General features: G+C 60.8%; 16 protein-coding genes. 14 read left to right on the forward strand and 2 right to left on the reverse strand.

The window, feature by feature from the left end; translation table 11 throughout:
• Positions 1-26 precede the first annotated feature (26 nt).
• Positions 27-3035, forward strand: a complete 3009-nt coding sequence (locus tag HJO_RS15435) for a TonB-dependent receptor domain-containing protein (protein WP_035618670.1) — start codon at positions 27-29, stop codon at positions 3033-3035.
• 198 nt (positions 3036-3233) lie between these two features.
• Here HJO_RS15435 and HJO_RS15440 read toward each other — a convergent pair whose 3' ends face one another.
• Positions 3234-4127, reverse strand: coding sequence for a class I SAM-dependent methyltransferase (locus HJO_RS15440; RefSeq protein WP_035618671.1), 894 nt, complete (start codon positions 4125-4127; stop codon positions 3234-3236).
• On the reverse strand, positions 4124-4936 hold the full coding sequence (locus tag HJO_RS15445) for a TrmH family RNA methyltransferase (RefSeq protein ID WP_051618698.1): 813 nt from the start codon (positions 4934-4936) through the stop codon (positions 4124-4126). Before HJO_RS15445 ends, HJO_RS15440 begins: the two co-directional genes overlap by 4 nt.
• Positions 4937-5034: 98 nt before the next feature.
• Here HJO_RS15445 and HJO_RS15450 point away from each other — a divergent pair, with 98 nt between their 5' ends.
• The 13 genes from HJO_RS15450 (at position 5035) to fusA (ending at position 24029) form a co-directional block, all read left to right on the forward strand.
• The gene (locus HJO_RS15450; RefSeq protein WP_035618677.1) at positions 5035-6489 is read left to right on the forward strand and encodes an OmpA family protein; all 1455 of its coding nucleotides are present in this window, start codon (positions 5035-5037) and stop codon (positions 6487-6489) included.
• Positions 6489-8072 (forward strand): hypothetical protein, encoded by a 1584-nt coding sequence (locus tag HJO_RS18470; protein ID WP_156945756.1) that lies wholly within the window; start codon positions 6489-6491, stop codon positions 8070-8072. The genes HJO_RS15450 and HJO_RS18470 overlap by 1 nt, the downstream gene beginning before the upstream one ends.
• 129 nt (positions 8073-8201) lie before the next feature.
• Positions 8202-9053: a M48 family metallopeptidase gene (locus HJO_RS15460; protein WP_084142087.1), complete on the forward strand. Its 852-nt coding sequence runs from the start codon at positions 8202-8204 to the stop codon at positions 9051-9053.
• Between the two features lie 177 nt (positions 9054-9230).
• Positions 9231-9677, forward strand: coding sequence for a 50S ribosomal protein L11 (rplK, locus tag HJO_RS15465; protein ID WP_035618681.1), 447 nt, complete (start codon positions 9231-9233; stop codon positions 9675-9677).
• A 5-nt stretch (positions 9678-9682) separates the two neighbouring features.
• Positions 9683-10375 (forward strand): 50S ribosomal protein L1, encoded by a 693-nt coding sequence (rplA, locus tag HJO_RS15470; protein ID WP_035618683.1) that lies wholly within the window; start codon positions 9683-9685, stop codon positions 10373-10375.
• A 396-nt stretch (positions 10376-10771) separates the two neighbouring features.
• Complete coding sequence (rplJ, locus tag HJO_RS15475) at positions 10772-11287, forward strand: 50S ribosomal protein L10 (protein WP_035618685.1); 516 nt, start codon at positions 10772-10774, stop codon at positions 11285-11287.
• Positions 11288-11345: 58 nt separating this feature from the next.
• On the forward strand, positions 11346-11726 hold the full coding sequence (gene rplL, locus HJO_RS15480; protein WP_035618688.1) for a 50S ribosomal protein L7/L12: 381 nt from the start codon (positions 11346-11348) through the stop codon (positions 11724-11726).
• A gap of 154 nt (positions 11727-11880) precedes the next feature.
• A complete protein-coding gene (gene rpoB, locus HJO_RS15485; protein WP_035618690.1) occupies positions 11881-16017 on the forward strand; it encodes a DNA-directed RNA polymerase subunit beta in 4137 nt (1378 codons plus the stop codon).
• Positions 16018-16150: 133 nt separating this feature from the next.
• Positions 16151-20377 (forward strand): DNA-directed RNA polymerase subunit beta', encoded by a 4227-nt coding sequence (rpoC, locus tag HJO_RS15490; RefSeq protein ID WP_035618693.1) that lies wholly within the window; start codon positions 16151-16153, stop codon positions 20375-20377.
• Between the two features lie 80 nt (positions 20378-20457).
• Positions 20458-20706 carry a hypothetical protein gene (locus HJO_RS15495; protein WP_156945759.1) on the forward strand — a complete coding sequence of 83 codons (249 nt, stop codon included), beginning with the start codon at positions 20458-20460 and terminating at the stop codon, positions 20704-20706.
• 254 nt (positions 20707-20960) lie between these two features.
• Entirely contained in the window at positions 20961-21332 is a 372-nt protein-coding gene (gene rpsL / locus HJO_RS15500) for a 30S ribosomal protein S12 (RefSeq protein WP_034740661.1), read from the forward strand.
• Positions 21333-21344: 12 nt separating this feature from the next.
• Positions 21345-21815 (forward strand): 30S ribosomal protein S7, encoded by a 471-nt coding sequence (gene rpsG, locus HJO_RS15505; RefSeq protein WP_035618699.1) that lies wholly within the window; start codon positions 21345-21347, stop codon positions 21813-21815.
• A gap of 90 nt (positions 21816-21905) precedes the next feature.
• Positions 21906-24029: an elongation factor G gene (gene fusA, locus HJO_RS15510; RefSeq protein WP_035618701.1), complete on the forward strand. Its 2124-nt coding sequence runs from the start codon at positions 21906-21908 to the stop codon at positions 24027-24029.
• Positions 24030-24051: the final 22 nt, after the last annotated feature.

Genomic DNA, 24051 nt, shown 5'->3' on the forward strand with positions numbered 1-24051 from the left:
CTGTAAAAACCATTGGAGGTACCAACGTGAACGGGAATACCATAAAATCCCGCCTGCTTGCCTCGTCCGTATTTGCGGGCGTAGCATTCATGGCGTCGGCGAGCATGCTCGCCACCGCACAGGAGGCGGAAGACACCGTCGATACCGTCGAGGCGCCCGCCGCCGAAGATGCGACAGCCCGCCAGGCAACAGTCTACGTCACTGGTTCGCGCATTGCTTCGCCGAACCTCGTGACAACCAGCCCGGTGTCGACGGTTACGGCCGCTGATATCAAGCTGCAGGGTGCAACCAAGGTCGAAGACCTGATCACCCAACTGCCACAAGCGTTTGCTGCTCAGAACTCGACCGTGTCAAACGGCGCGTCCGGTACGGCAACGGTTTCGCTTCGTAACCTCGACCTCGGCGGTTCGGCGACACGTACGCTCGTCCTGATCGACGGCAAGCGCATGCCTTACGGTTCGCCGAACGATGCGGCTGCCGACCTCAACCTGATCCCGGGTGCCCTCGTCGAGCGCGTTGACGTGCTGACCGGTGGTGCATCGGCTGTGTACGGTTCCGACGCTGTTGCAGGTGTTGTCAACTTCATCATGAAGGACAACTTCGAAGGCGTTCAGCTGGACGCACAATACGGCTTCTTCCAGCACAACAACGACTATGACACGAACGGTAACCTTCGCAGCGTGATCGCTGATCGCGCCGCAACCAACCCGTCGCAGTTCCAGTTGCCTGATGACAATGTCATCGACGGCTACTCGAAAGAGATCACTGCGATCATGGGTGTCAACACGGACGACGGCCGCGGCAACCTGACCGGCTACATCTCGTTCCGCGACAACGACGAAGTCCTCGGCGGCGACCGTGACTATTCTGCATGTGCCATCGGTTCCGCTACGGCGACCGGCTTCACCTGCGGTGGTTCGGCAACGTCCGTTCCGGGTTACTTCCTGACCCAGAACAATGACGAGTTCACGCTGGATTCGGCGACCGGAAACACATTCCGTCCGTTCGATTCCGACTCGGATCTCTACAACTTCGGACCGCTGAACTTCTACCAGCGTCCTGACCAACGTTATTCGGTCGGCTTCATGGGTCACTATGAGCTGAACCCGAATGTCGAAGCCTACACGCAGTTCATGTTCATGGACTACGAGTCGCGCGCACAAATCGCGCCAACCGGCAACTTCTTCAGCACCAACTCCATCAACTGCGACAACCCGCTTCTGTCAGGTTCGCAAGTGACGGATCTCGGCTGTACGCCGGCAAACGTTGCCAATGGCGACTCTGTGACGATGTACGTTGCCCGCCGCAACGTTGAAGGTGGCGGACGTACGGATAACCTCGGTTACCAGACGTACCGTGGTGTCGTTGGCCTTCGCGGCGATCTCTTCGACGCAGCAGGCTGGACGTATGACGTCTCGGCGCAATACTCGCAGGTCACCCTGTCGCGTGCCTACACCAATGAATTCTCGGTCACGCGTCTGAACCGTGCCCTGAACGTCGTTGATGACGGCACTGGCACGCCAGTTTGTGCCAGCGTTCTTGACGGTACAGATCCGAACTGTGTGCCGTGGGATATCTTCACGATCGGCAACGTCTCGCAGGCTTCGCTTGATTACCTTCAGGTTCCGCTCCTGCAGAACGGTACGACGACCCAGAACATCGTTTCGGCCGTCGTCTCGGGTGATCTGGGCCAGTATGGCTTCAAGAGCCCGGCTGCTGACGAAGGCATGAAAGTCGCTGCCGGTGTCGAATACCGCCGTGATTCGCTTGAGTCGGTTACTGACAACTCCTTCGCCACTGGCGACGGTGCTGGTCAGGGCGGACCAACGATCGGTCTCTCCGGTGCCATTGACTCGTATGAAGCCTTTGGTGAATTCCAGATGCCGCTCGTGACGGGTCAGCCAGGTGTCGAGCTTCTCTCGATCGAAGGTGCTTATCGTTACTCTGACTACTCGACTGGTTCGAGCTCGGAAGCCTACAAGCTTGGCGGTGACTACGCTCCGACCCAGGACATCCGCTTCCGCGCCAGCTACCAGCAGGCGGTTCGCGCACCGAACGTCATCGACCTCTTCCAGGCACAGGGCTTCAACCTGTTCGACCTTGACGATGACCTCTGTGACTTCACGGATCCGGAAAACGACGGCACCGGTGGTGCAGCTTGTATCGGTTCCAATCCTTGGCAGGTGACCCAGGCGCAAGCCGACGGTGGTTTGCTGGACAGCCCTGCTGGTCAGTACAACTTCCTGCAAGGTGGCAACCCGAACCTCGAGCCTGAAGAAGCGAAAACCTTCACGATCGGTTTCGTGGCAACTCCGACCTTCATTCCGGGTCTGAGCCTGTCGCTGGACTACTATGACATCGATATCGAGAAGGCCATTTCGACTGTTGGCGCATCCGTGACGATGCAGCTCTGCTACCTTGAAGGTGACGCAGATGCCTGTAGCCGCATCAACCGTAACGCTAACGGCCAACTTTGGGTCGGTACGGGTAACGTGGTCGACACGAACATCAACATCGGTGGCGTTTCGACCTCCGGTTACGATGTCAGCGCTGCCTACGGCTTCGATGCTGGAACGGCTGGTTCGTTCAACCTGTCCATGAACGGCACGTACCTCGACAGCTTCGATGTTGACCCGATCGGTCAGTCCTTCGCTGAGTACGACTGTGTCGGCGAATACGGCAACGACTGCTTCACTCCAACGCCAGAATGGCGCCACCGCGCCCGTCTGAGCTGGTCAACGCCGGTTGATGCTCTCGAGCTCAACGCAACATGGCGCTACATTGGTGAAGTCGATCTCGACACCGGTGCAACTGGCCGCGTCGACTCCACGCTGGACGCTCAGAACTACTTCGATCTCGCCGGTACTTGGGGCGCGACGGATTACGCGACGTTCCGCTTCGGCGTTAACAACGTTCTGGACGATGATCCGCCACTGTCGGCTTCGGTCGGTACGACGGGTAACAACAACACCTACCCGCAGTCGTATGATGCGCTGGGTCGTTACATCTTCGTTGGTGCGACGCTGGACTTCTAGTCCAACGCCTCACGGCAAACATTCGGGAACGGCGGTCCTTCGGGGCCGCCGTTTTCTTTTGGGGTTTCATTCGTGCAAACGGGTTCCTGTCCGGGCATCATCCGGGCACGTTCCGTGCTTTTTCCGTGCAGGTGTCCGTGCAACGCCAGATGAAACAATCCGGCCGACCGGCTTCGTCGAATCCCCCTGGATTCCGCGTCAGTCGCCGGCGTGCCAGCGGGCATAGATGGCTGTCGGCAGCAGGCGGTCAGCCCCTGTCTGCGGCAACGCCATTTCGCCCGTTTCCATGATGCCGCCAAGGGCAGATACCCGGTCGCCCAGGGCCTGCGACAAGGCGATGTACGACAGGCGTACGGCATAGGCGGTCAGGATGACAAAGCGGGGCCGGTCGCTCAGCAGCGTGCGAATTCCGTCCAGCAATTCCGGCAGGTCCTCTTCGAATCGCCAGGTTTCATTCTTGGGTCCGCGGCCGAATTTCGGCGGGTCGAGCACGATGGCGTCATAGCGGTTCCCGCGCCGGATCTCGCGCGCCACGAACTTCATCGCATCGTCGGCGATCCACCTTATGGGCCGGTCGGCAAGCCCGCTCTGGGCCTGGTTATCCTTGCCATATCCGTTCGACTTCGGGCTCGCATCGAGATGCGTCACCTCTGCGCCTGCCGCGGCGCAGGCCAGCGACATCATTCCGGTGTAGCCGAACAGGTTCAACACTTTGACGGGTGCCTTCGCCGCCCGGATCTGCGCCTGGGCGAACGCCCAGTGGACCGAATGCTCCTGGAAAACCCCCATATGCCGAAACGCCGTCCGGCGGGCCGTAAAGCGCAGGTTGTTCCATTGCATCGGCCACGCATCCACTGCGCGGGGAGAGCGGACTTCCCACTGCCCGCCACCGTCTTCGTCGCTGTGTTTGCTGGAAAAAATGGCATCGGCTTTCCACGTGTCCACCGGCCGTGCGGGTTCCCAGAAAGCCTGCGGGTCGGGCCGGATGACGGTCTGGTCACCAAAGCGCTCCAGCTTCATCAGGTGGCCACTGTCGAGCAGGGCATAGTCCGTCCAGTCGTCGGCGATGAGCAGCCTGGTCTCGGTAATCATCGGAAGTCACCCTGGCGCCAGGCTTCGTAGGTCATGATGGCGGTAGCCTGGGCAAGGTTGAGGCTGTCCGCGCCGCCGCGCATCGGGATCAGCGCGAGCGTGTCACACTGCGCCTCGATTTCGGCGGGCAGGCCGGCCTGTTCGTTCCCCATGATGATGGCCGACCGGGCGCCGTACGCCGCCTTGTCATGGCGCACCGTGCCATTGACCGAGGCAGCCGTCAGGCTGAGCGTGTTCTCTGTTCGCCAGGCCTGGAATGCGGCGAACGAGGCTTGCGCGAATGGCATGTCGAAGATCGACCCCATGGACGCGCGAACGGCTTCGAAACTGTAAGGGTCACAACAGGTTTCGAGAAGGATGACCCCCCTGGCGCCGGCGCAGTCCGCGGTGCGCAGGATGGTCCCCAGATTGCCCGGGTCGCGCACTTCATAAAGGGCAATCCAGATGCCGGAACCGGGCGCCGCCAGCGCCTCAAGGGGCGTTGATTTCTGGCGGAATGCCGCAATCACGCTTTGGGCATTGTCCTTGTGGGTGATGCGCGACATCAGGTTTTCGGCGGCCAGCGCCACCCTGGCGCCGCTGGCTTCGGCGCGGGCGGCCAGCGCGGCCAGATGGGGACGATCCGCCATGGTCGCCGCGATCATCAGGGTCTCGGCTTGCCAGCCTCGCTCCAGGCCCTGTTCAACCAGGCGCGCGCCCTCGGCCAGGAACAGGCCGGTCTCCTGACGGCCTTTCTTCCTTTCAAGGCTTTTCAAGGTCTTGACCAGTGTGTTCGATGTGCTGGTGATGGTTTCGATGGGCTGGCTCATGGCGAAATCCGGGCGTGTGGTGTGCATCTTGCGGTGAATGACTGAATAGGGCATCCCTGAAGACAGGGAAGTGTGTTCAGGGAGTAAGCGGGGTCCCGATGAGGCTACTCGATCACCTGTTTGCGCTGGTCGCGCTCGCCGGTCTCATACTGGCGGGCTGGTGGGGCGTTTACCAGTCACCACAGAACGCTGTAAACCTGCAATCCCGCCTCCAGCAGAAAACCGCTGCTGCCCTCACCGCAGCTGGAATGGACTGGGCCAGCGTCCGGCTCGATGGCCAGACGGCAATCCTCTCCGGAAAAGCGCCTTCGCCCGACGCCGTCGTCGACGCCGCGAATGCTGTGCTGACGGCAGACGGCAAGGGCGGCCTGATCTTTGGCGGCGTGACCCAGGTGCTGAGCCTGGCCGATGGCGCGCCACCGGTATCGCCCTATGTGTGGCGGGCCACGAAGCAGCCTGACGGCGTGTTCATCCTGTCCGGCCATGTCCCCAGCAAGGCGATCCGCTCGGCCCTGGTGGCCGAGGCTGCGATCGCCGCGGATGGTGCGGCCGTCGTGGATGAAATGCGCCTTGCTTCCGGTGTTCCGGCCGGAAACTGGCAGGGTGTCGCGCGGTTGGGGATTCGCCAGCTCAGCCGTCTGGACTCCGGTGAAGTGCGCCTCGCCGACACGGCCCTCAGATTGCGGGCAGTTTCAACCGACGAGGCCGTAGGTGCCCGGGTGGCATCGGAGATTTCAAGCATCGCCGCGCCGTTCAGCGGCGCATCCCTGGTGCGGGGCGAGACGGTCTGGTTCGCGCGGGTCGGCGAAGACGGGCTTGTGCTTGGCGGCAAGGTGTCCAGCCAGTCTGAACGGGGTGAAATACTGTCGATCGCCCGCGCCGCCTATGACGGTGACGTGCGCGACGAGATGGAAGTGGCCGACCAGGACTATGTTGGCTGGATGCACGGTGTTCGCATGGCGCTGCCGCATCTCGCCCGTTTCCGGTCGGGCGAGATGGCGTTCGACCCCGCAGGCGGGGGCTTCAGCATCGATGGTTTGGCAGGTGCCGCCCAGCTCGCATACCTGCAGGAAGACGCGGCGAACCTGTCCGGTCCCTACACCGCCAAGGTGTTCGTGGAGGCCATCCCGGTCAGCGTTCCGGAAATCAGCGGCATCGATTTTACGACGGACCCGCTCGGGGCCTGTGAGACAGGCTTTGCGACGGTTCTCGGCACCAACAGGATCATCTTCGAAGACACCACCGCCCGCTTCCGCCGGGAAAGCGCGCCGGCGCTCGACAAGCTCGCGGTTGTTGCTGGCAAGTGCGATCCGGCCCTGATGTTCGAACTTGGCGGCCATACGGACAACCAGACAAACCGCAGTGCGGCGATCGCCCTCAGCGAAGCCCGCGCACAGGCCGTCGCAGACTACCTGGTAGGGACGGGCATCGATGCAGGGCGAATGTCTGCGATTGGCTATGGCCCGGACGTGCCGGTACGGGGTAATGAAACGAGGGAAGGTCGGGCGGCGAATCGCCGGATTGAATTCAAGGTTCTCGAACGGAGCGAATGATGGCCTGGCTTCTGACGCATATGTGGATGGCGCTGGCCGCTGTCGGTTTCTTCGGCCTGATGCTCGGCTGGTCTGTTCGTGGCATCCTCCTCGTTGGGAAATTGCGCACGGCGCGCGTGGATCGCGACGTCGCCCAGACAGAGCTGGAGCAGGCGCGAGGCGAGATTGAAGGCCTCTACGCGGCCCAGAGAGGCGCTTCGCCGGGCGCAGCAGGTGGCACTGACCCGTCGCTTCGGGCCGAATTGAAAGTGCGGGAACAGCGTGTCGCCGAGCTGTCCGCTGAACTGTCTCGATCGAAATCCGAACTCCAGGCCCTGAAGGCAGCCGGCACCCGTCCGGCTGTTGCCACGCAGGCGGTGTCAGCCCAGCCAGCGGCGGGCAAGGGTGAGGCGGAAGACGCCTCGCTCGTCTGGCGCAACCGGCACCTTGAAAGCCGCGTGCGCCACCTTGAGACGACGTTGCACGAGGTATCGTCCGGCCGCCCTGTCGCGTCCGTGGGCACTGCGGCGGTTGTGAGCCAGGCGCTGGCTCCCGCTGCAGACACCGCTGAATATGACAAGCTGAAATGGCGGGCAGATTTCCTGAAACAGCGTGTGGACGCGCTGGAGGCCGAACTCACCGCGCAACCAACCGTATCGCCGGCCGCGACGCAGGGGGTTCCGGAAGACGTCAACGAAGAACTGGCGCGCCTGCGGTGGCGCAACAGGTTCCTTGAAGGCCGTATCGCTTATTTCGAAGGGGATGGCGCGCCAGCGGCAGCGGAAGTCCAAACCGCAATGTCCGCAACGGTCGAGGACGAGGCTCCAGAGGAGACAGAGGGGGACGCTGGTCCTGCCGCGCTGGCTGGCGCCTCCATGTCCGACGCCATTCTCTCCCGGCTGGAAGAGGCCGACGCTGCTGCTGATCTGGAAGACGACCATTCGTCCGACGATGCGGAAGCCGGCACCGAGGCCTGGGACGATCCTGATGCCCATGACGAAGCAACCGAAGATTCGGATGCCGAAAGTGACGCCGCACAAATGGCGGTCGACTCCGATGATATGTCGGGGGCCGAGGATGACGAAGAAGAGCACGAATACGCTGAGGAAGACGATGAATCAGACGGCGACGACCCGGACGAGGAATTTGACGACGAGGGCGATGACCTGGACGAATCCGACACCGACGAAGACGAATTTGAAGATGTCGACGAGGTGGACGATGACGATGGCGAGGCAGGCTATGATGAAGAAGCGGACGAAGATGAGGATGAAGCAGACGAAGATGAAGACGGAGATGAGGACGAAGTAGACGAAGACGAAGACGAAGATGCATCGCTGGAAGTTGACGCCGAGCAACCGCTGTCACTCGAGCGGCCGGTCGCTGGCATGCCGGATGACCTGACGATGGTCGGTGGCATTGGCCCGAAAATTCAGGAAGTCCTGAATGAGCTCGGTATTTTCCATTTTGACCAGATCGCGGCTTGGACGCCCGAAAATGTCGTGTGGGTCGACAATCACCTCAATTTTTCAGGCCGGATCTCACGTGAGGGCTGGGTGGAGCAGGCGGCCATCCTGTCTGGCGACGTTGCTGACGAAGACTAGTTTCCCGGTTCGCCTGTTCACGCGCAGTTCAGCGCACGGGCCTCACCCTGGGATGGATAGCGGCCGCGTCGATTGCTTTTTCGCACTGCGGGGTTACCCTCAAATCGCACAGGTGAGTTGGAGAAGCAGATGACCGAACGAATTGAATTTGACGGCAGGATTCTAGACGGCGCGCCGAGAATAAACATGTCGCGCCGCGCGATCATCACGGGCATCGCTGCGGGAACAGTGTTTCCCTTTGTCTCGAGTTGCACCACCAACCCCGCGACCGGAACGAACCAGCTCGTATTCTTCGGGGACGATCAGGTTGCCAGCATGGCAGCCTCTGCCTGGACCGACATGAAGGCGCAGACCCCGGTTACGGCGAATACAGGCCTCAAGAACCGCGTGCTCAACGTCTGGAGCCGCACCATCCAGGGCGCCGAAAAGGAAGGGCATGTCCCGCAGGGCGCCAGCTGGGACGTTGCCGTCTTCGACACGGACGATGTCAACGCGTTCGTCATGCCGGGAAACCGTGTGGGCGTGTACCGCGGTATTACGGAACTGACGGAGAATGACGACCAGCTGTCTTCGGTTCTCGGCCACGAGACGGGCCATGTCGTCGGGCGGCATGCTGCCGAGCGCCTGTCGGTTTCCACTTTGGCCCAGGTCTCGCTGACGGCCAGCCAGATCGCGATCGCGTCCAATGATGAGCTCAGCAAGTATGGCACGGCGATCGGCGCGCTCGGTGGCGCGGCAATGCAGTTCGGCGTGATCCTGCCCTATAGCCGCCGGCACGAACTGGAAGCGGACAGGTTGGGCGTCGATTACATGCACCAGGCCGGCTATGACGTGACCCAGTCGGTCCGCCTGTGGGAGCTGATGGATGCGAATTCCTCCGGGCAGCGCCAGCCGGAATTCCTGTCGACCCACCCTGACCCGGCCAACCGGGCGGCAGCCTTGCGCCAATACATCAATGCCAAGGGATACGCCCTGATGTAGCGGGCCGCCTGGAACGGGTATTGGTCGGGCGTTATCACCTGTCCCGCTTGACCAAACCCGGCCAATGATCCATACGCGCGCATCTGCGGAAGGCCAGCCAGCCGGACCGCGGACCCTCGATACCAATCGGGGCGGATCGAAAGACCACCGCCCCCTAGACATAATTGTGAGGACACAATGGCTAAGAAACTGCTGGGGCAGATCAAGCTCCAGATTCCCGCAGGCAAGGCAAACCCTTCCCCGCCCGTCGGCCCGGCGCTCGGTCAGCGCGGCATCAACATCATGGAATTCTGCAAGGCGTTCAACGCCAAGACGCAGAGCATGGAAGAAGGCCTGCCGATCCCGGTCGTCATCCAGTATTATCAGGACAAGTCCTTCACCTTCGTCACGAAGACGCCTCCGGCGACCGTGCTGCTGAAGAAGGCTGCCGGCCTGAAGCTGGGCAAGAAGCCAGCTTCCGGCTCGAAAAAGCCCGGCTACGACACGGTTGGCAAGGTGACCATGAAGCAGATCCGCGAGATCGCGGAAATGAAGATGGAAGACCTCAACGCGACTGACCTCGATTCGGCGTCGAAAATCATTGCCGGCTCTGCCCGCGCAATGGGCCTGAGCGTGGTGGAGTAAGAGACATGACGAAACCAGGAAAACGTACTCGCGCAATTGCAGAAACGATTGATCGCGACAAAGCCTACACCGTCAGTGAAGCTGTTGCGCTCGTGAAGGGCAATGCGACGGCCAAGTTTGACGAGACGATCGATATCTCCGTCAATCTCGGTGTCGATCCGAAATATGCCGACCAGATGGTCCGCGGCGTGGTCAACCTGCCATCGGGCACAGGCAAGGACGTTCGCGTCGCCGTGTTCGCAAAGGACGCAAAGGCCGACGAGGCCAAAGCGGCCGGCGCAGACTTTGTCGGTGCAGAAGACCTGATGGAGAAAATCCAGGGCGGCTTCATGGACTTCGACCGGGTTATCGCGTCGCCGGACATGATGGCAATCGTTGGCCGCCTCGGTAAGGTGCTTGGTCCGCGCGGCCTGATGCCAAACCCGAAAGTCGGCACCGTGACGCCAAACGTCGCCCAGGCCGTCAAGGACGCAAAAAGCGGCTCGGTCGAGTTCCGTGTCGAAAAAGCCGGCATCATCCATGCCGGTATCGGCAAGGCGAGCTTCAGCCAGGCAGACATCGAGAAGAACGTTACGGCGTTCCTCGGCGCGCTGGTCAAGTCGCGTCCGTCGGGTGCGAAAGGGCAGTTCGTTCGCAAGATTTCGCTGTCGTCGACCATGGGCGCCGGCATCATGATCGATACGGCCGAGGCCAAATAATCCAGCCTCTTTTGAGGCTTGAAGACAATCAGGAAGGCCCGGATCTGATGGATCCGGGCTTTTTCCGTGATTCGCGGCTTTTTCTCACAAGAAGGGGTTGCGGGGCTTTGGATAAAGCGTTAACAGACCTCTCTTGACGGGAGATCACCGATGTGCATCGGCGGCCTCCCGTTTTCCTGTCCAAGACCATAGGTCCGACTCTCGGGTTGGATAAAGGCATTTCAGCCACCTATGCAGACGGGGTGAGGCGTTGAAACGGTTCGGATATATCGGGATGTTCCCGGTATGGCTTTACCGGGCAGGCCAATCCCTGGGCAGGCGCTGGAAGCCCCTCGCGGGCAGAAGGCGATTACCAGGGCGGCCGGATGGTCCGGGCGCCTCTACTGGAGACCCGCTATGGATAAAGCTGGAAAAACAGTGGCTCTCGACACCCTGAAAGGGGTGTTTGCTGAGTCCGGTGCGGTCATCGTGACCCACTATTCCGGAATGACCGTTGCGGAAATGTCAAAGCTGCGCGTCGCCCTTCGTAAGGATGGCGGTCAGCTTAAGGTGGTCAAGAATCGTCTGGCGAAAATTGCGCTCGACGGTCAAGGCGGCGACGATGCCCAAGCCCTGTTCAAGGGGCCAGTGGCAATTGCCTATGCGCCAGACCCGGTGTCGGCTGCGAAAGCGGCAGATGAATTTGCGAAAGACAACGCCAAGTTCATCATCATCGGCGGGTTCATGGGTGACGTGGTTCTGGATGCCAGTGGCGTCCAGGCTCTCGCGAAGCTTCCGTCTCTCGACCAGCTCCGTGGCAAAATTGTTGGCCTCCTGCAGGCACCGGCAACGAAAGTTGCAGGCGTCATCCAGGCTCCGGCCAGCCAGCTTGCCCGTGTGGTGTCGGCATACGCATCGAAAGATGCAGCCTAAGGCGCCCGTTTTCGCAACAAACTGACTCTAACAACCGAACCAAATAGGAAATCAAACAATGGCAAATCTCGAAAAGATTGTCGAAGACCTCTCCGCCCTTACCGTTCTTGAGGCTGCTGAGCTGGCGAAACTGCTTGAAGAAAAGTGGGGCGTTTCCGCTGCTGCGCCAGTGGCTGTTGCCGCTGCTGCGGGTGGTGCTGCTCCGGCCGCTGCTGCGGAAGAGCAGACCGAGTTCGACGTTATCCTGACGTCGGCTGGTGACAAGAAAATCAACGTCATCAAAGCTGTTCGCGACGTCGTGCCGGCTCTCGGCCTGAAAGAAGCGAAAGACCTGGTCGAAGCTGCTCCTAAGCCGATCAAGGAAGGCGTCTCGAAAGCTGAAGCTGAAGAGATCAAGAAGAAATTCGAAGAAGCCGGCGCAACTGTCGAGCTTAAGTAGGCTGCGGCTTCTTCAAATCCGGGCAGTGTTCGCGCGAGGCGCTGTCTGACCTATAGAACTGCGCGGCGGGCTCTCAGGAGTCCGCCGCGAACTCGCGTTCTGGTGATAAGGTCTGTGGCCATGTGGTCCGGACGGACAAAATTGGGATCCTGGGATGGCACTCTCCTTCACGGAAAAGAAACGTATCCGCAAGTCCTTCGGGCGCATTCCCGAAGCTATTGAAATGCCGAACCTGATCGAGGTTCAGCGCGATTCTTACGAGAGCTTCCTTCAGATGCACACGCCGCGCGAGAAGCGCACGGACGATGGGCTCGGAGGTGTTTTCAAATCGGTGTTCCCGATCACAGATTTTTCCGAGCGTGCGACGCTCGAGTACGTCAATTATGAATTCGAAACGCCGAAATTCGACGTTGAGGAGTGCATGCAGCGCGATCTGACCTATCAGGCGCCGCTCAAGGTGCGCCTGCAACTGGTCGTGTTCGATATTGACGAAGACACGGGTGCCCGCTCGGTCAAGGAAGTCAAAGAGCAGGAATGCTATCTCGGCGACATCCCGCTGATGACGGACAAGGGTACATTCGTCGTGAACGGCACCGAGCGCGTGATCGTCTCGCAGATGCACCGTTCGCCCGGCGTGTTCTTCGACCATGACAAGGGCAAGACCCACACGTCCGGCAAGCTGCTGTTTGCTGCGCGCATCATTCCGTATCGTGGTTCGTGGCTCGACTTCGAATTTGACGCGAAAGACGTCCTCAACATCCGTATCGACCGCAAGCGCAAGCTGCCGGCGACGACCATGCTGTACGCGCTCGGTTATGATACCGAGCAGATCCTCGACCTGTTCTATACCCATTCGATCTATCGCATGGACAAGAAGGGCTGGATCACGGGTTTCCGTTCGGAAGCCTGGAAAGGCCTGAAGCCCGAGTTCGACCTGATCGACGCCAAGTCGAAGAAGTCGATCGCTGAGGCTGGCAAGAAGATCACGGCCCTCAAGGCAAAGCGCATCGCTGAAGCCGGCACGGACGAGATTCTCGTGCCGTCGGAAGCCCTTGTTGGCAAATTCCTCGCTCGCGACGTCGTCAACATGGAAACCGGCGAGATCTTCGGTGAAGCCGGCGACATGCTCGAGGAAGAAATCATCGCCGAGATGCGCGAATACGGCATCAAGACAATCGAAGTGCTTGATATCGATGCATCGGGCCGCGGCCCATGGCTGCGCAACACACTGAAGGCCGACAAGAACGAGACGCGCTTCGAAGCGCTCTCCGACATTTACCGCGTGATGCGTCCCGGCGAACCGCCGACGCAGGATGCGGCTGACGCCCTGTTCGGCCAGCTGTTCTTCGATCCCGAGCGCTATGACCTCTCGGCCGTTGGCCGGGTGAAGATGAACATGCGTCTCAGCGTCGCCGTGAAGGGCTATGAATCGGCCGCCGACGACATGCGCGTCCTGCGCAATGACGACATCATTGGCGTCATGAAGGTCATTCTCGACCTGAAAGACGGCAAGGGTGAAGTGGACGACATCGACAACCTCGGCAACCGCCGGGTGCGCTCGGTCGGCGAACTGATGGAGAACAATTACCGCATCGGTCTCGTTCGCATGGAGCGTGCGATCAAGGAGCGCATGGGCTCGGTCGATATCGACACAGTCATGCCGCACGACCTGATCAACGCGAAGCCGGTTGTGGCCTCGGTGCGTGAATTCTTTGGCTCGTCGCAGCTGTCGCAGTTCATGGACCAGACCAACCCGCTGTCGGAAATCACCCACAAGCGCCGTCTTTCAGCCCTCGGCCCGGGCGGTCTGACCCGCGAACGCGCTGGCTTCGAAGTCCGCGACGTTCACCCGACCCACTACGGGCGTATCTGCCCGATCGAAACGCCGGAAGGCCCGAACATCGGCCTGATCAACTCGTTGGCCACGCATGCGCGGATCAACAAGTACGGCTTCATCGAAAGCCCGTACCGCAAGGTCCTGAACGGCAAGCAGACCGACGAGGTCGTGTATCTTTCAGCCATGGAAGAGTCGATCTATTCGATCGCTCAGGCCAACGCTTCGGTCAACGAGAAGGGCGAACTCCAGAATGAGTTCGTCAACGCCCGTGTGGCTGGCGAAGCGACCATGGTTGCCAAGGACGACATCCAGTTCATGGACGTCTCGCCGAAGCAGGTCGTGTCGGTTGCTGCCTCGCTGATCCCGTTCCTTGAAAATGATGACGCCAACCGCGCCCTCATGGGATCGAACATGCAACGCCAGGCGGTTCCGCTGGTGAAGTCCGAAGCGCCGTTCGTCGGCACGGGGATGGAATCCATCGTTGCCCGCGACAGCCGCGCCGCCATCATCGCCCGTCGGGCTGGTGTGGTCGAGCAGGTCGACGCGCTGCGCATCGTGGTCCGGGCGACGGAAGACCTCGAAGGCTCCAAATCGGGCGTCGATATCTATCGTCTCGCCAAGTTCCGCCGTTCGAACCAGAACAGCTGCATCAACCAGCGTCCGATCGTCAAAGTGGGCGATACGGTTTCGAAGAATGACATCATCGCGGATGGTCCTTCGACCGATCTCGGTGAACTGGCGCTTGGCCGTAACGTGCTCGTCGCGTTCATGCCCTGGAACGGTTACAACTTCGAGGACTCGATCCTGATCTCCGAACGCATCGTGAAGGATGACGTGTTCACGTCGATCCACATCGAGGAATTCGAGATTGCGGCGCGTGACACGAAGCTTGGGCCGGAAGAGATCACCCGCGACATTCCGAACGTCGGCGAGGAAGCCCTGCGCAACCTCGACGAAGCCGGTATCGTGGCTGTGGGCGCCGAAGTGAAGGCCGGTGACATCCTCGTCGGCAAGGTCACGCCGAAGGGCGAAAGCCCGATGACGCCGGAAGAAAAGCTTCTCCGCGCCATCTTCGGTGAAAAAGCCTCTGACGTTCGCGATACGTCGCTGCGCGTGCCTCCGGGTGACGCAGGTACGGTTGTTGATGTGCGCATCTTCAACCGCCACGGCATCGACAAGGACCAACGGGCCCTTCAGATCGAGCGCGAACAGATCGAACAGCTGCAGGAAGACAAGGAAGACGAACAGTCGATCCTTGAACGCAACACCTATGCACGTCTTGCTGAACTGCTGACCGGCAAGGAAGCCGTCGCGGGGCCGAAAGGCTTCAAGGCGGGCCGCATCACGCCAGCGGCGCTCGAAGAGCTCAGCGAAAGCCAGTGGTGGGATATCGCACTCAAATCGGAAAAGGCCCAGGCCGACCTCGATGCGCTGCGGGTTCAGTTCGACGGATCAATCCACGAACTGGAAGCGCGGTTCAACGACAAGGTCGACAAGGTCCAGCGCGGCGACGACCTGCCGCCAGGCGTGATGAAGGTTGTCAAAGTCTTCCTGGCTGTGAAACGCAAGCTGCAGCCCGGTGACAAGATGGCTGGTCGCCACGGTAACAAGGGTGTGGTCTCGAAAATCAACCCGAGTGAAGACATGCCGTTCCTTGAGGACGGTACACCGGTCGATATCGTGCTGAACCCGCTGGGCGTGCCATCGCGCATGAACGTCGGCCAGATCCTCGAAACCCACACGGGCTGGGCGTGCCGCGGTCTTGGCCGCATCATCGACCAGGCCTTGGAAGAATTCCACCAGAAGCATGACATGAAGGCGCTGCGGAAGGCGCTGGTCACCGCTTATGGCAAGGAACAGGAATTGCCCGAGACCGACGACGAGATCGTCGAGCTGGCCGGCAACCTCCGCAATGGTGTTCCGATCGCCACGCCGGTCTTCGACGGTGCGCGCGAAAGCGACATCAACGACCTGCTCGAGCGGGCCGGCCTCGATACGTCGGGCCAGGTCAAGATGTTCGACGGACGGACGGGCATCCAGTTCGCGCGGCCAGTGACTGTCGGATACAAGTACCTGCTCAAACTGCACCACCTCGTGGACGAGAAAATCCACGCGCGTTCGACCGGACCCTACTCGCTCGTTACCCAGCAACCGCTGGGCGGCAAGGCGCAGTTCGGTGGCCAGCGCTTCGGTGAGATGGAAGTCTGGGCCCTTGAGGCCTACGGCGCCGCGTACACGCTGCAGGAAATGCTGACGGTCAAGTCGGACGATACGGCAGGCCGGGCGAAGATCTACGAATCGATCGTGCGCGGTGATGACTCGTTCGAAGCCGGTATCCCGGAGAGCTTCAACGTCCTCATCAAGGAGATGCGTTCACTTGGGCTCAACGTCGAGCTGATCGAGGAAGACAACGGCGAAGGCGAGGACGAGGGGTCCACGGTCGCTGCAGAGTAGATGACACGAAGATAAGAGGGCTGCCCCACGCATCGGACACCGGATGTGTGGGGCGACCCGGTCGACACGAAATTTAATGAGGGCAGGGGCCCCATTGCCCCGATAACACCGCCCACCCAAGGAGCAGACACCCATGCGCCAGGACGTCGCCAGCATTTTCAACCCGAATACGCCCGCCCCCACTTTCGAGGCGATCCGTATTTCCATCGCCAGCCCGGAGAAAATCCGGTCCTGGTCGTCGGGCGAGATCAAGAAGCCCGAAACCATCAACTACCGTACGTTCAAGCCAGAACGTGACGGCCTTTTCTGCGCCCGCATCTTCGGGCCGGTGAAGGACTATGAGTGCCTCTGTGGCAAGTACAAGCGCATCAAGTATCGCGGTATTGTCTGCGAGAAGTGCGGCGTCGAAGTCACCCTTGCCCGCGTGCGGCGCGAGCGCATGGGCCATATCGACCTGGCTGCACCGGTCGCGCACATCTGGTTCCTGAAGTCGCTGCCGTCCCGGATTTCGACCCTGGTTGACATGGCGCTCAAGGATGTCGAGCGCGTTCTCTACTTCGAAAGCTATGTCGTCATCGAGCCCGGCCTGACCGAGCTGGAGCCGAAGCAGCTGCTGACCGAAGAAGAGTACATGGACACGCAGGACCGTCTCGGCGAAGACGCGTTCACGGCCATGATCGGCGCCGAAGCGATCCGCGAAATCCTCCGCAACCTGGACCTGCCAACGCTGGCGGAAACGCTCCGCGAGGACCTGCGTGAGTCGACGTCGGAACTGAAGACCAAGAAGGCGTCCAAGCGCCTGAAAGTGGTCGAGTCGTTCCTCCAGTCGCGCGCCAAGCCCGAATGGATGATCCTCACCGTGGTTCCGGTCATTCCCCCGGACCTGCGCCCGCTGGTGCCGCTGGATGGTGGCCGCTTCGCCACGTCCGATCTCAACGACCTCTACCGCCGCGTGATCAACCGGAACAACCGCCTGAAGCGCCTGATGGAGCTTCGTGCGCCGGACATCATCATCCGCAACGAAAAGCGGATGCTCCAGGAGTCGGTTGACGCCCTGTTCGACAACGGCCGCCGCGGCCGCACGATCACGGGCACCAACAAGCGCCCGCTGAAGTCGATCTCCGACATGCTGAAAGGCAAGCAGGGCCGCTTCCGCCAGAACCTCCTCGGCAAGCGCGTCGACTATTCCGGCCGTTCGGTCATCGTGGTTGGCCCGAACCTGAAGCTGCACGAATGCGGCCTGCCGAAGAAGATGGCGCTCGAACTGTTCAAGCCCTTCATCTACGCGCGTCTCGACGCGAAAGGCCTCGCCGGAACCGTCAAGGCTGCCAAGAAGCTCGTGGAAAAGGAAAAGCCGGAAGTCTGGGACATCCTCGACGAGGTTATCCGCGAGCACCCGATCATGCTCAACCGGGCACCGACCCTGCACCGTCTTGGTATCCAGGCGTTCGAACCGAAACTGATCGAGGGCAAGGCCATCCAGCTTCACCCGCTGGTCTGCGCTGCGTTCAACGCTGACTTTGACGGCGACCAGATGGCCGTTCACGTGCCGCTCAGCCTCGAGGCGCAGCTGGAGTGCCGCGTCCTGATGATGTCGACCAACAACATCCTCAGCCCGGCCAACGGCAAGCCAATCATCGTGCCGTCCCAGGATATCATCCTCGGTCTCTACTACCTGTCGCTCGATCGCGACGAAGAGATTGGCAACGGCATGCTGTTCACGGACCTGGCCGAGATCGAGCAGGCGCTCGACAATGGCTTCGTGTCACTGCACTCGAAGATCAAGGCGATGTACGAAGGCGTCGACGACGATGGCAAGCCATGGCGGCGCGTCATCGAAACGACGCCGGGCCGGTATATGGTGGCCAACATCCTGCCGCGCTTCAAAGGCATTCAGCCTGATCTCGTCAACACGATCCTGACCAAGAAGGTGATCGGCAAGATCATCGACGAGGTCTACCGCCTGTGCGGTCAGAAGGCGACGGTCATCTTCTGCGACAAGATCATGGAACTGGGCTTCCGCGAGGCCTGCAAGGCTGGCATCTCGTTCGGCAAGGACGACATGGTTATCCCTGAGTCCAAGCAGAAGCTTGTCAACACCACCAAGGAACTGGTCTCCGAATACGAACGGCAATATGCCGACGGCCTGATCACGCGTGGCGAGAAGTACAACAAGGTTGTCGACGCCTGGTCGACCTGCACCGACAAGGTCGCCGACGCCATGATGGAGTCGGCTTCCAAGGCCCAAGTCGCCAAGGGTGACCGCAAGCAGCAGGTCAACTCGATCTACATGATGGCCGATTCAGGTGCTCGCGGTTCGAAGAACCAGATGAAGCAGCTGGCTGGCATGCGTGGCCTGATGGCCAAGCCGTCCGGCGAAATCATCGAGACACCGATCATTTCGAACTTCAAGGAAGGCCTGACCGTTCTGGAGTACTTCAACTCCACCCACGGTGCCCGTAAGGGCCTTGCAGACACCGCCCTGAAGACTGCCAACTCCGGTTACCTGACCCGTCGTCTTGTCGACGTCGCGCAGGACTGCATCATCAACGAAGATGACTGTGGTACGGAAAAAGGCATCGACATCAGTGCCGTCATGGAAGGCGCAGATGTCGTTGTGTCGATTGGCGAACGCCTTCTCGGACGTGTCACGGCTGAAGACGTGAAGGGTGCTGACGGCACGCTCGTGGTTCCGGCCAATACCTATGTTGACGAAGATCTTGCCGATGTAATCGAAAACGCCGGCGTCGATGTGGTCAAGGCGCGCTCTGCCCTGACCTGTGAAGCCCGCAACGGCATTTGCGTCCAGTGCTACGGACGCGACCTGGCACGCGGCACGGTGGTGAACCGTGGCGAGGCCGTGGGTGTCATCGCGGCGCAGTCGATCGGCGAACCGGGTACCCAGCTGACCATGCGGACGTTCCACATCGGTGGTGCGGCCCAGGTTGCGGACCAGTCGTCCGTCGAAGCAAGCTTCGAGGGTACGGTTCGGTTCACGGATGCTGAGTTCGTGACGCGCAAGGACAAGAGCATTGTCGTCGTGGGTCGCCGCATGCAGGTGGAAATTGTCGATGCGGACGGCCGGACACGCCAGTCGTTCCGCCCTGCCTACGGCACGCGCCTGATGGTCAAGGACAAGGCAAAGGTCACGCCCGGCATGCCGCTGGCAGACTGGGATCCGTTCGCCCAGCCGATCGTGTCCGAAGTGGCCGGTGAAGCCAAGTTGATCGACGTGATCGACGGCGTCTCGGTTCGCGAGGAAACGGATGAAGCAACCGGCATCTCGTCGCGCGTTGTTATCGACTGGCGGTCGGCATCGAAATCGGCGGATATCAAGCCGTCGATCCAGATCATCGACAAGGACGGCAAGCCGGTGAAGCTGCCCAACGGGTCGGACGCGGTTTACCTTCTGTCCGTTGGCGCCATCCTGTCTGTGTCGGATGGTGACAAGATCGAAGCCGGTGACACGCTCGCGCGTGTGACGACCGGTGGTGCGAAGACCCGGGATATCACGGGTGGTCTGCCACGTGTGGCCGAACTGTTCGAAGCCCGTCGTCCGAAGGATCACGCCATCATCGCTGAAGTCGATGGCAAGGTCGTCTATGGACGCGACTACAAGAACAAGCGCCGCGTCTCGATCGTGCCGCTCGAGGAAGGTCGTGATCAGATCGATTACCTCGTGCCGAAGGGCAAGCACCTCGCCGTCCAGGACGGGGACTTCATCAAACGGGGTGAATACCTGATGGACGGTAACCCGGCGCCGCAGGACATCCTGTCGACGCTTGGTGTCGAGGCGCTGGCGAACTACCTCATCGAGGAAGTTCAGAAGGTCTACCGCCTGCAGGGCGTGCCGATCAACGACAAGCACATCGAAGTGATTGTCCGGCAGATGCTGCAGAAGGTCGAGATCACCGATGGCGGCGACACGCCCTATATTGTTGGCGAGCACATTGACGTGGTCGACTTCGACGAGGCGAACGAAGTCGTGCGCAAGTCTCGCAAGAAGGACCAGAAGATGGCAACGGGAGCGCCCCTCCTGCTCGGCATCACCAAGGCGTCGCTGCAAACCCGCAGCTTCATCTCGGCAGCGTCCTTCCAGGAGACGACCCGCGTGCTTACCGAAGCGGCCATTCAGGGCAAGATCGATACGCTCGACGGGCTCAAGGAAAACGTCATCGTTGGCCGCCTGATCCCGGCCGGTACAGGCGGCGGCATCCGCCAGTACCGCCGTGTGGCAGCCGAGCGCGACATCAAGCTCAAGGCCAAGCGGGCAGCCGCCATGGCCAAGGCCCAGGAAGAAGCCGAAATGCTGGCAATGGCCGCCTTGCCTGCGCCGGTTTCGGAGCCTTCGGCCGAATAGGCCCGAACGCCTGATCTTGCATCTATCGGGAAAGCCTGCCAGCGATGGCGGGCTTTCTCATTTTCAGGGATGATGCCGGCATGAGCAGACAGGATGGAATCGGTGCCGCGTGCGCAATTGTTGCAATATCGCTGGTCGCATGGCTCTCGCATGAGAGCCTCCAGATCGCAGGTTGCAGGGACACGCTGCACGCCGACGAGTTCGGACGCCTCGACACGCTCGAGCCGAACAGGGCGGCAGAATTGGCTGAATTCAAGCGCCAATTGGTTGACGGTGGTGCCAACCCGCAGGAACAGGCCTGCGTCGCCCGGATCGGATTGCCATTCTGACCCCGGCTCCAGCGCGAAAGATAGCTGCGGCCGAGCCGCAAGCGACCCTTGACGCCAGCGCCTGAGAGGCTTACACGCCACGCATCGTCAGAGAGGCAACCGGGTGAAAGCCCATTCGCCGTACCGGGAATAGTCATTTCCGGCCAATCTGGCCCCCAAGTTTTCAGCCGTCCCGGAAGCTGCGTGCAGCCTTCGGGGCATCATTTCGTTACCGGCCCATCGGGCCATGAGACCAAAAGAGACAGAAGGCCCGAATGCCCACAATCCAGCAGCTAATTCGCAATCCGCGTTCGCCCAAGCCCACGCGGACCAAGACCCCGGCTCTCAAGGCCTGCCCGCAGCGTCGCGGCGTGTGCACGCGCGTCTATACGACGACGCCAAAGAAGCCGAACTCCGCGCTCCGCAAAGTGGCAAAAGTGCGCCTCACCTCCGGGTTCGAGTCGCTGTGCTACATTCCGGGCGAAGGCCACAACCTGCAGGAGCACTCCGTTGTGCTGATCCGCGGCGGCCGCGTGAAAGACCTTCCCGGTGTGCGTTACCACATCATCCGCGGCGCGCTGGACACCCAGCCCGTCAAGAACCGTAAACAGCGCCGTTCGCATTACGGCGCGAAGAAACCGAAATAAGAGGGCCGCTCCATGTCTCGTCGTCACAGTGCAGAGAAGCGCCAAGTCCTCGCGGATCCGAAGTTCAAGGACGTCATCGTCACGAAGTTCATGAACCAGATCATGCGTGATGGTAAAAAGTCGGTTGCTGAACGTATCGTCTATGGTGCGTTCGATCTCGTCGAATCCCGTTCGAAGAAGAACCCGGTGGAAGTGTTCCACGCCGCTCTCGAGGCCATCGCGCCTTCAGTCGAAGTGCGTTCGCGCCGCGTTGGTGGTGCGACCTACCAGGTCCCGGTCGAAGTCCGCACCGAGCGCCGTCAGGCCCTTGCAATCCGCTGGCTGTCCGCAGCCGCTGCAAGCCGCAATGAAAACACGATGCGTGAGCGTCTTGCCGGTGAGTTGATGGATGCGAGTCAGGGCCGCGGCAACGCAGTCAAGAAGCGCGAAGACACGCACCGCATGGCCGACGCTAACAAGGCTTTTGCGCACTACCGCTGGTAATCAGCACTGGAACGACAAGGCACCTGAGGGCGACGCGCCCGTCAGGTGCCGAGATTTCCTCCCGGAAAGCAGACACGAAGGTTTACTCACATGGCCCGCGAATACACGCTGGATCGCTATCGTAACTTTGGCATCATGGCCCACATTGATGCTGGCAAGACCACGACGACAGAGCGCATCCTCTATTACACCGGCAAATCGCACAAGCTTGGCGAAGTGCACGATGGCGCCGCGACCATGGACTGGATGGAGCAGGAGCAGGAACGTGGCATCACGATCACGTCCGCTGCGACGACCACGTTCTGGGAGCGCACGGAAGACGGCTCGACGCCGCTGTCCGACAAGTACCGTTTCAATATCATCGACACGCCCGGACACGTTGACTTCACGATCGAAGTCGAGCGTTCCCTGGCCGTTCTCGATGGCGCAGTCTGTGTTCTCGATGCCAATGCCGGTGTCGAGCCCCAGACCGAAACCGTCTGGCGCCAGGCCGACCGCTACAAGGTTCCGCGGATCGTGTTCGTCAACAAGATGGACAAGATCGGCGCTGACTTCTTCAACTGCGTGCGCATGATCAAGGATCGCACAGGGGCGACGCCTGCTCCGATCCAGCTGCCGATCGGCTCGGAAGTCGATCTGGCTGGTCACGTGGATCTTGTCACGATGCAGGAATGGGTCTGGGAAGGCGACGATCTCGGCGCGTCCTGGGTGCTCCATCCTATCCGCGACAGCCTCAAGGCCCAGGCCGAAGAAATGCGCGCCCACCTCGTCGAACTTGCTGTCGAGATGGACGATGACGCCATGGAGGCCTTCCTCGAAGGCACGGAGCCGGACATCCCAACGCTGCGCAAGCTGATCCGCAAGGGTACGCTGGCCATGAAGTTCGTGCCGGTCATGTGTGGATCGGCGTTCAAGAACAAGGGCGTCCAGCCCATGCTGAACGCTGTGATCGACTATCTGCCCGGTCCGCTCGACGTGCCGCCATACATGGGCTTCCTGCCCGGCGATGAAGAAGAAGTGCGCAACATTGAGCGTCGTGCGAATGACAGCGACCCGTTCTCGGGTCTCGCCTTCAAGATCATGAACGACCCGTACATGGGCACGCTGACCTTCACGCGCATCTATTCCGGTACGCTGTCGAAGGGCGATGCGTTCCTGAACTCCACCAAGGGCAAGCGTGAGCGCGTCGGCCGGATGGTCATGATGCACTCCAACAAGCAGGACGAGATCACGGAAGCCTTCGCAGGCGACATCGTGGCGCTCGCCGGCCTCAAGGAAACCACGACCGGTGATACGGTCTGTGACGTGAACAAGCCTGTCGTCCTGGAAACGATGACCTTCCCCGATCCGGTGATCGAGATCGCTGTCGAGCCAAAATCCAAGGCAGACCAGGAAAAAATGTCGGTCGGCCTGCAGCGGCTTGCTGCGGAGGATCCGTCCTTCCGCGTCGAAACCGATTTCGAATCCGGCCAGACGATCATGAAAGGGATGGGCGAGCTCCACCTCGACATCCTGATTGACCGCCTGAAGCGCGAGTTCAAGGTTGAAGCCAATATCGGTCAGCCCATGGTGGCCTACCGCGAAAAGATCGGCCGTCCGGCCGAGATCGACTACACGCACAAGAAGCAGTCCGGTGGTACCGGCCAGTTCGCGCGCATCAAGCTGCAGTTCGAGCCGCTCGAAGCCGGTTCGGGCTTCGTGTTCGAAAGCACGATCGTCGGTGGTTCGGTTCCCAAGGAATACATTCCAGGTGTCGAGAAGGGCCTCAACATGGCCAAGGAAAACGGCCTTCTGGCTGGTTATCCTGTCACAGACTTCAAGGCTGTTCTGGTTGACGGCGCCTACCACGATGTTGACTCCTCGGTCCTCGCTTTCGAAATCGCCGCCCGCGGCGCGTTCCGTGAGCTCAAGGGCAAGGGTGATCCGCGCCTGATGGAGCCGATCATGAAAGTGGAAGTCGTCACACCGGAAGACTATATGGGTGATGTGATCGGCGACCTGAACTCCCGTCGCGGCCAGATCCAGGGGTCTGAACCGCGCGGCAATGCGGTGGCGATCAATGCCTTCGTGCCGCTGGTCAACATGTTCGGCTACGTTTCGAACCTTCGCGGCATGTCGCAAGGGCGCGCACAGTTCACGATGATCTTCGATCACTATGACGAAGTGCCGAAAGCAGAAGCGCAGAAAATTATCCAGGAAGTCGCTGGTTCCTGATCCATCCCGACCGGCGAGCCGG

It is taken from the genome of Hyphomonas johnsonii MHS-2, from assembly GCF_000685275.1.
Taxonomy (GTDB): Bacteria; Pseudomonadota; Alphaproteobacteria; order Caulobacterales; family Hyphomonadaceae; genus Hyphomonas; species Hyphomonas johnsonii.

What these genes read in the sequence shown, in the direction of transcription:
- HJO_RS15440 (WP_035618671.1), bottom strand. Translation starts at nt 4,127, where the DNA reads ATGATTACCGAGACCAGGCTGCTCATCGCCGACGACTGGACGGACTAT.
- rpsL (WP_034740661.1), top strand. Translation starts at nt 20,961, where the DNA reads ATGCCCACAATCCAGCAGCTAATTCGCAATCCGCGTTCGCCCAAGCCC.
- rplA (WP_035618683.1), top strand. Translation starts at nt 9,683, where the DNA reads ATGACGAAACCAGGAAAACGTACTCGCGCAATTGCAGAAACGATTGAT.
- HJO_RS15450 (WP_035618677.1), top strand. Translation starts at nt 5,035, where the DNA reads ATGAGGCTACTCGATCACCTGTTTGCGCTGGTCGCGCTCGCCGGTCTC.
- fusA (WP_035618701.1), top strand. Translation starts at nt 21,906, where the DNA reads ATGGCCCGCGAATACACGCTGGATCGCTATCGTAACTTTGGCATCATG.
- HJO_RS15445 (WP_051618698.1), bottom strand. Translation starts at nt 4,936, where the DNA reads ATGAGCCAGCCCATCGAAACCATCACCAGCACATCGAACACACTGGTC.
- rpoC (WP_035618693.1), top strand. Translation starts at nt 16,151, where the DNA reads ATGCGCCAGGACGTCGCCAGCATTTTCAACCCGAATACGCCCGCCCCC.
- rplJ (WP_035618685.1), top strand. Translation starts at nt 10,772, where the DNA reads ATGGATAAAGCTGGAAAAACAGTGGCTCTCGACACCCTGAAAGGGGTG.
- HJO_RS18470 (WP_156945756.1), top strand. Translation starts at nt 6,489, where the DNA reads ATGGCCTGGCTTCTGACGCATATGTGGATGGCGCTGGCCGCTGTCGGT.
- rplL (WP_035618688.1), top strand. Translation starts at nt 11,346, where the DNA reads ATGGCAAATCTCGAAAAGATTGTCGAAGACCTCTCCGCCCTTACCGTT.
- HJO_RS15495 (WP_156945759.1), top strand. Translation starts at nt 20,458, where the DNA reads ATGAGCAGACAGGATGGAATCGGTGCCGCGTGCGCAATTGTTGCAATA.
- rplK (WP_035618681.1), top strand. Translation starts at nt 9,231, where the DNA reads ATGGCTAAGAAACTGCTGGGGCAGATCAAGCTCCAGATTCCCGCAGGC.
- rpoB (WP_035618690.1), top strand. Translation starts at nt 11,881, where the DNA reads ATGGCACTCTCCTTCACGGAAAAGAAACGTATCCGCAAGTCCTTCGGG.
- rpsG (WP_035618699.1), top strand. Translation starts at nt 21,345, where the DNA reads ATGTCTCGTCGTCACAGTGCAGAGAAGCGCCAAGTCCTCGCGGATCCG.
- HJO_RS15460 (WP_084142087.1), top strand. Translation starts at nt 8,202, where the DNA reads ATGACCGAACGAATTGAATTTGACGGCAGGATTCTAGACGGCGCGCCG.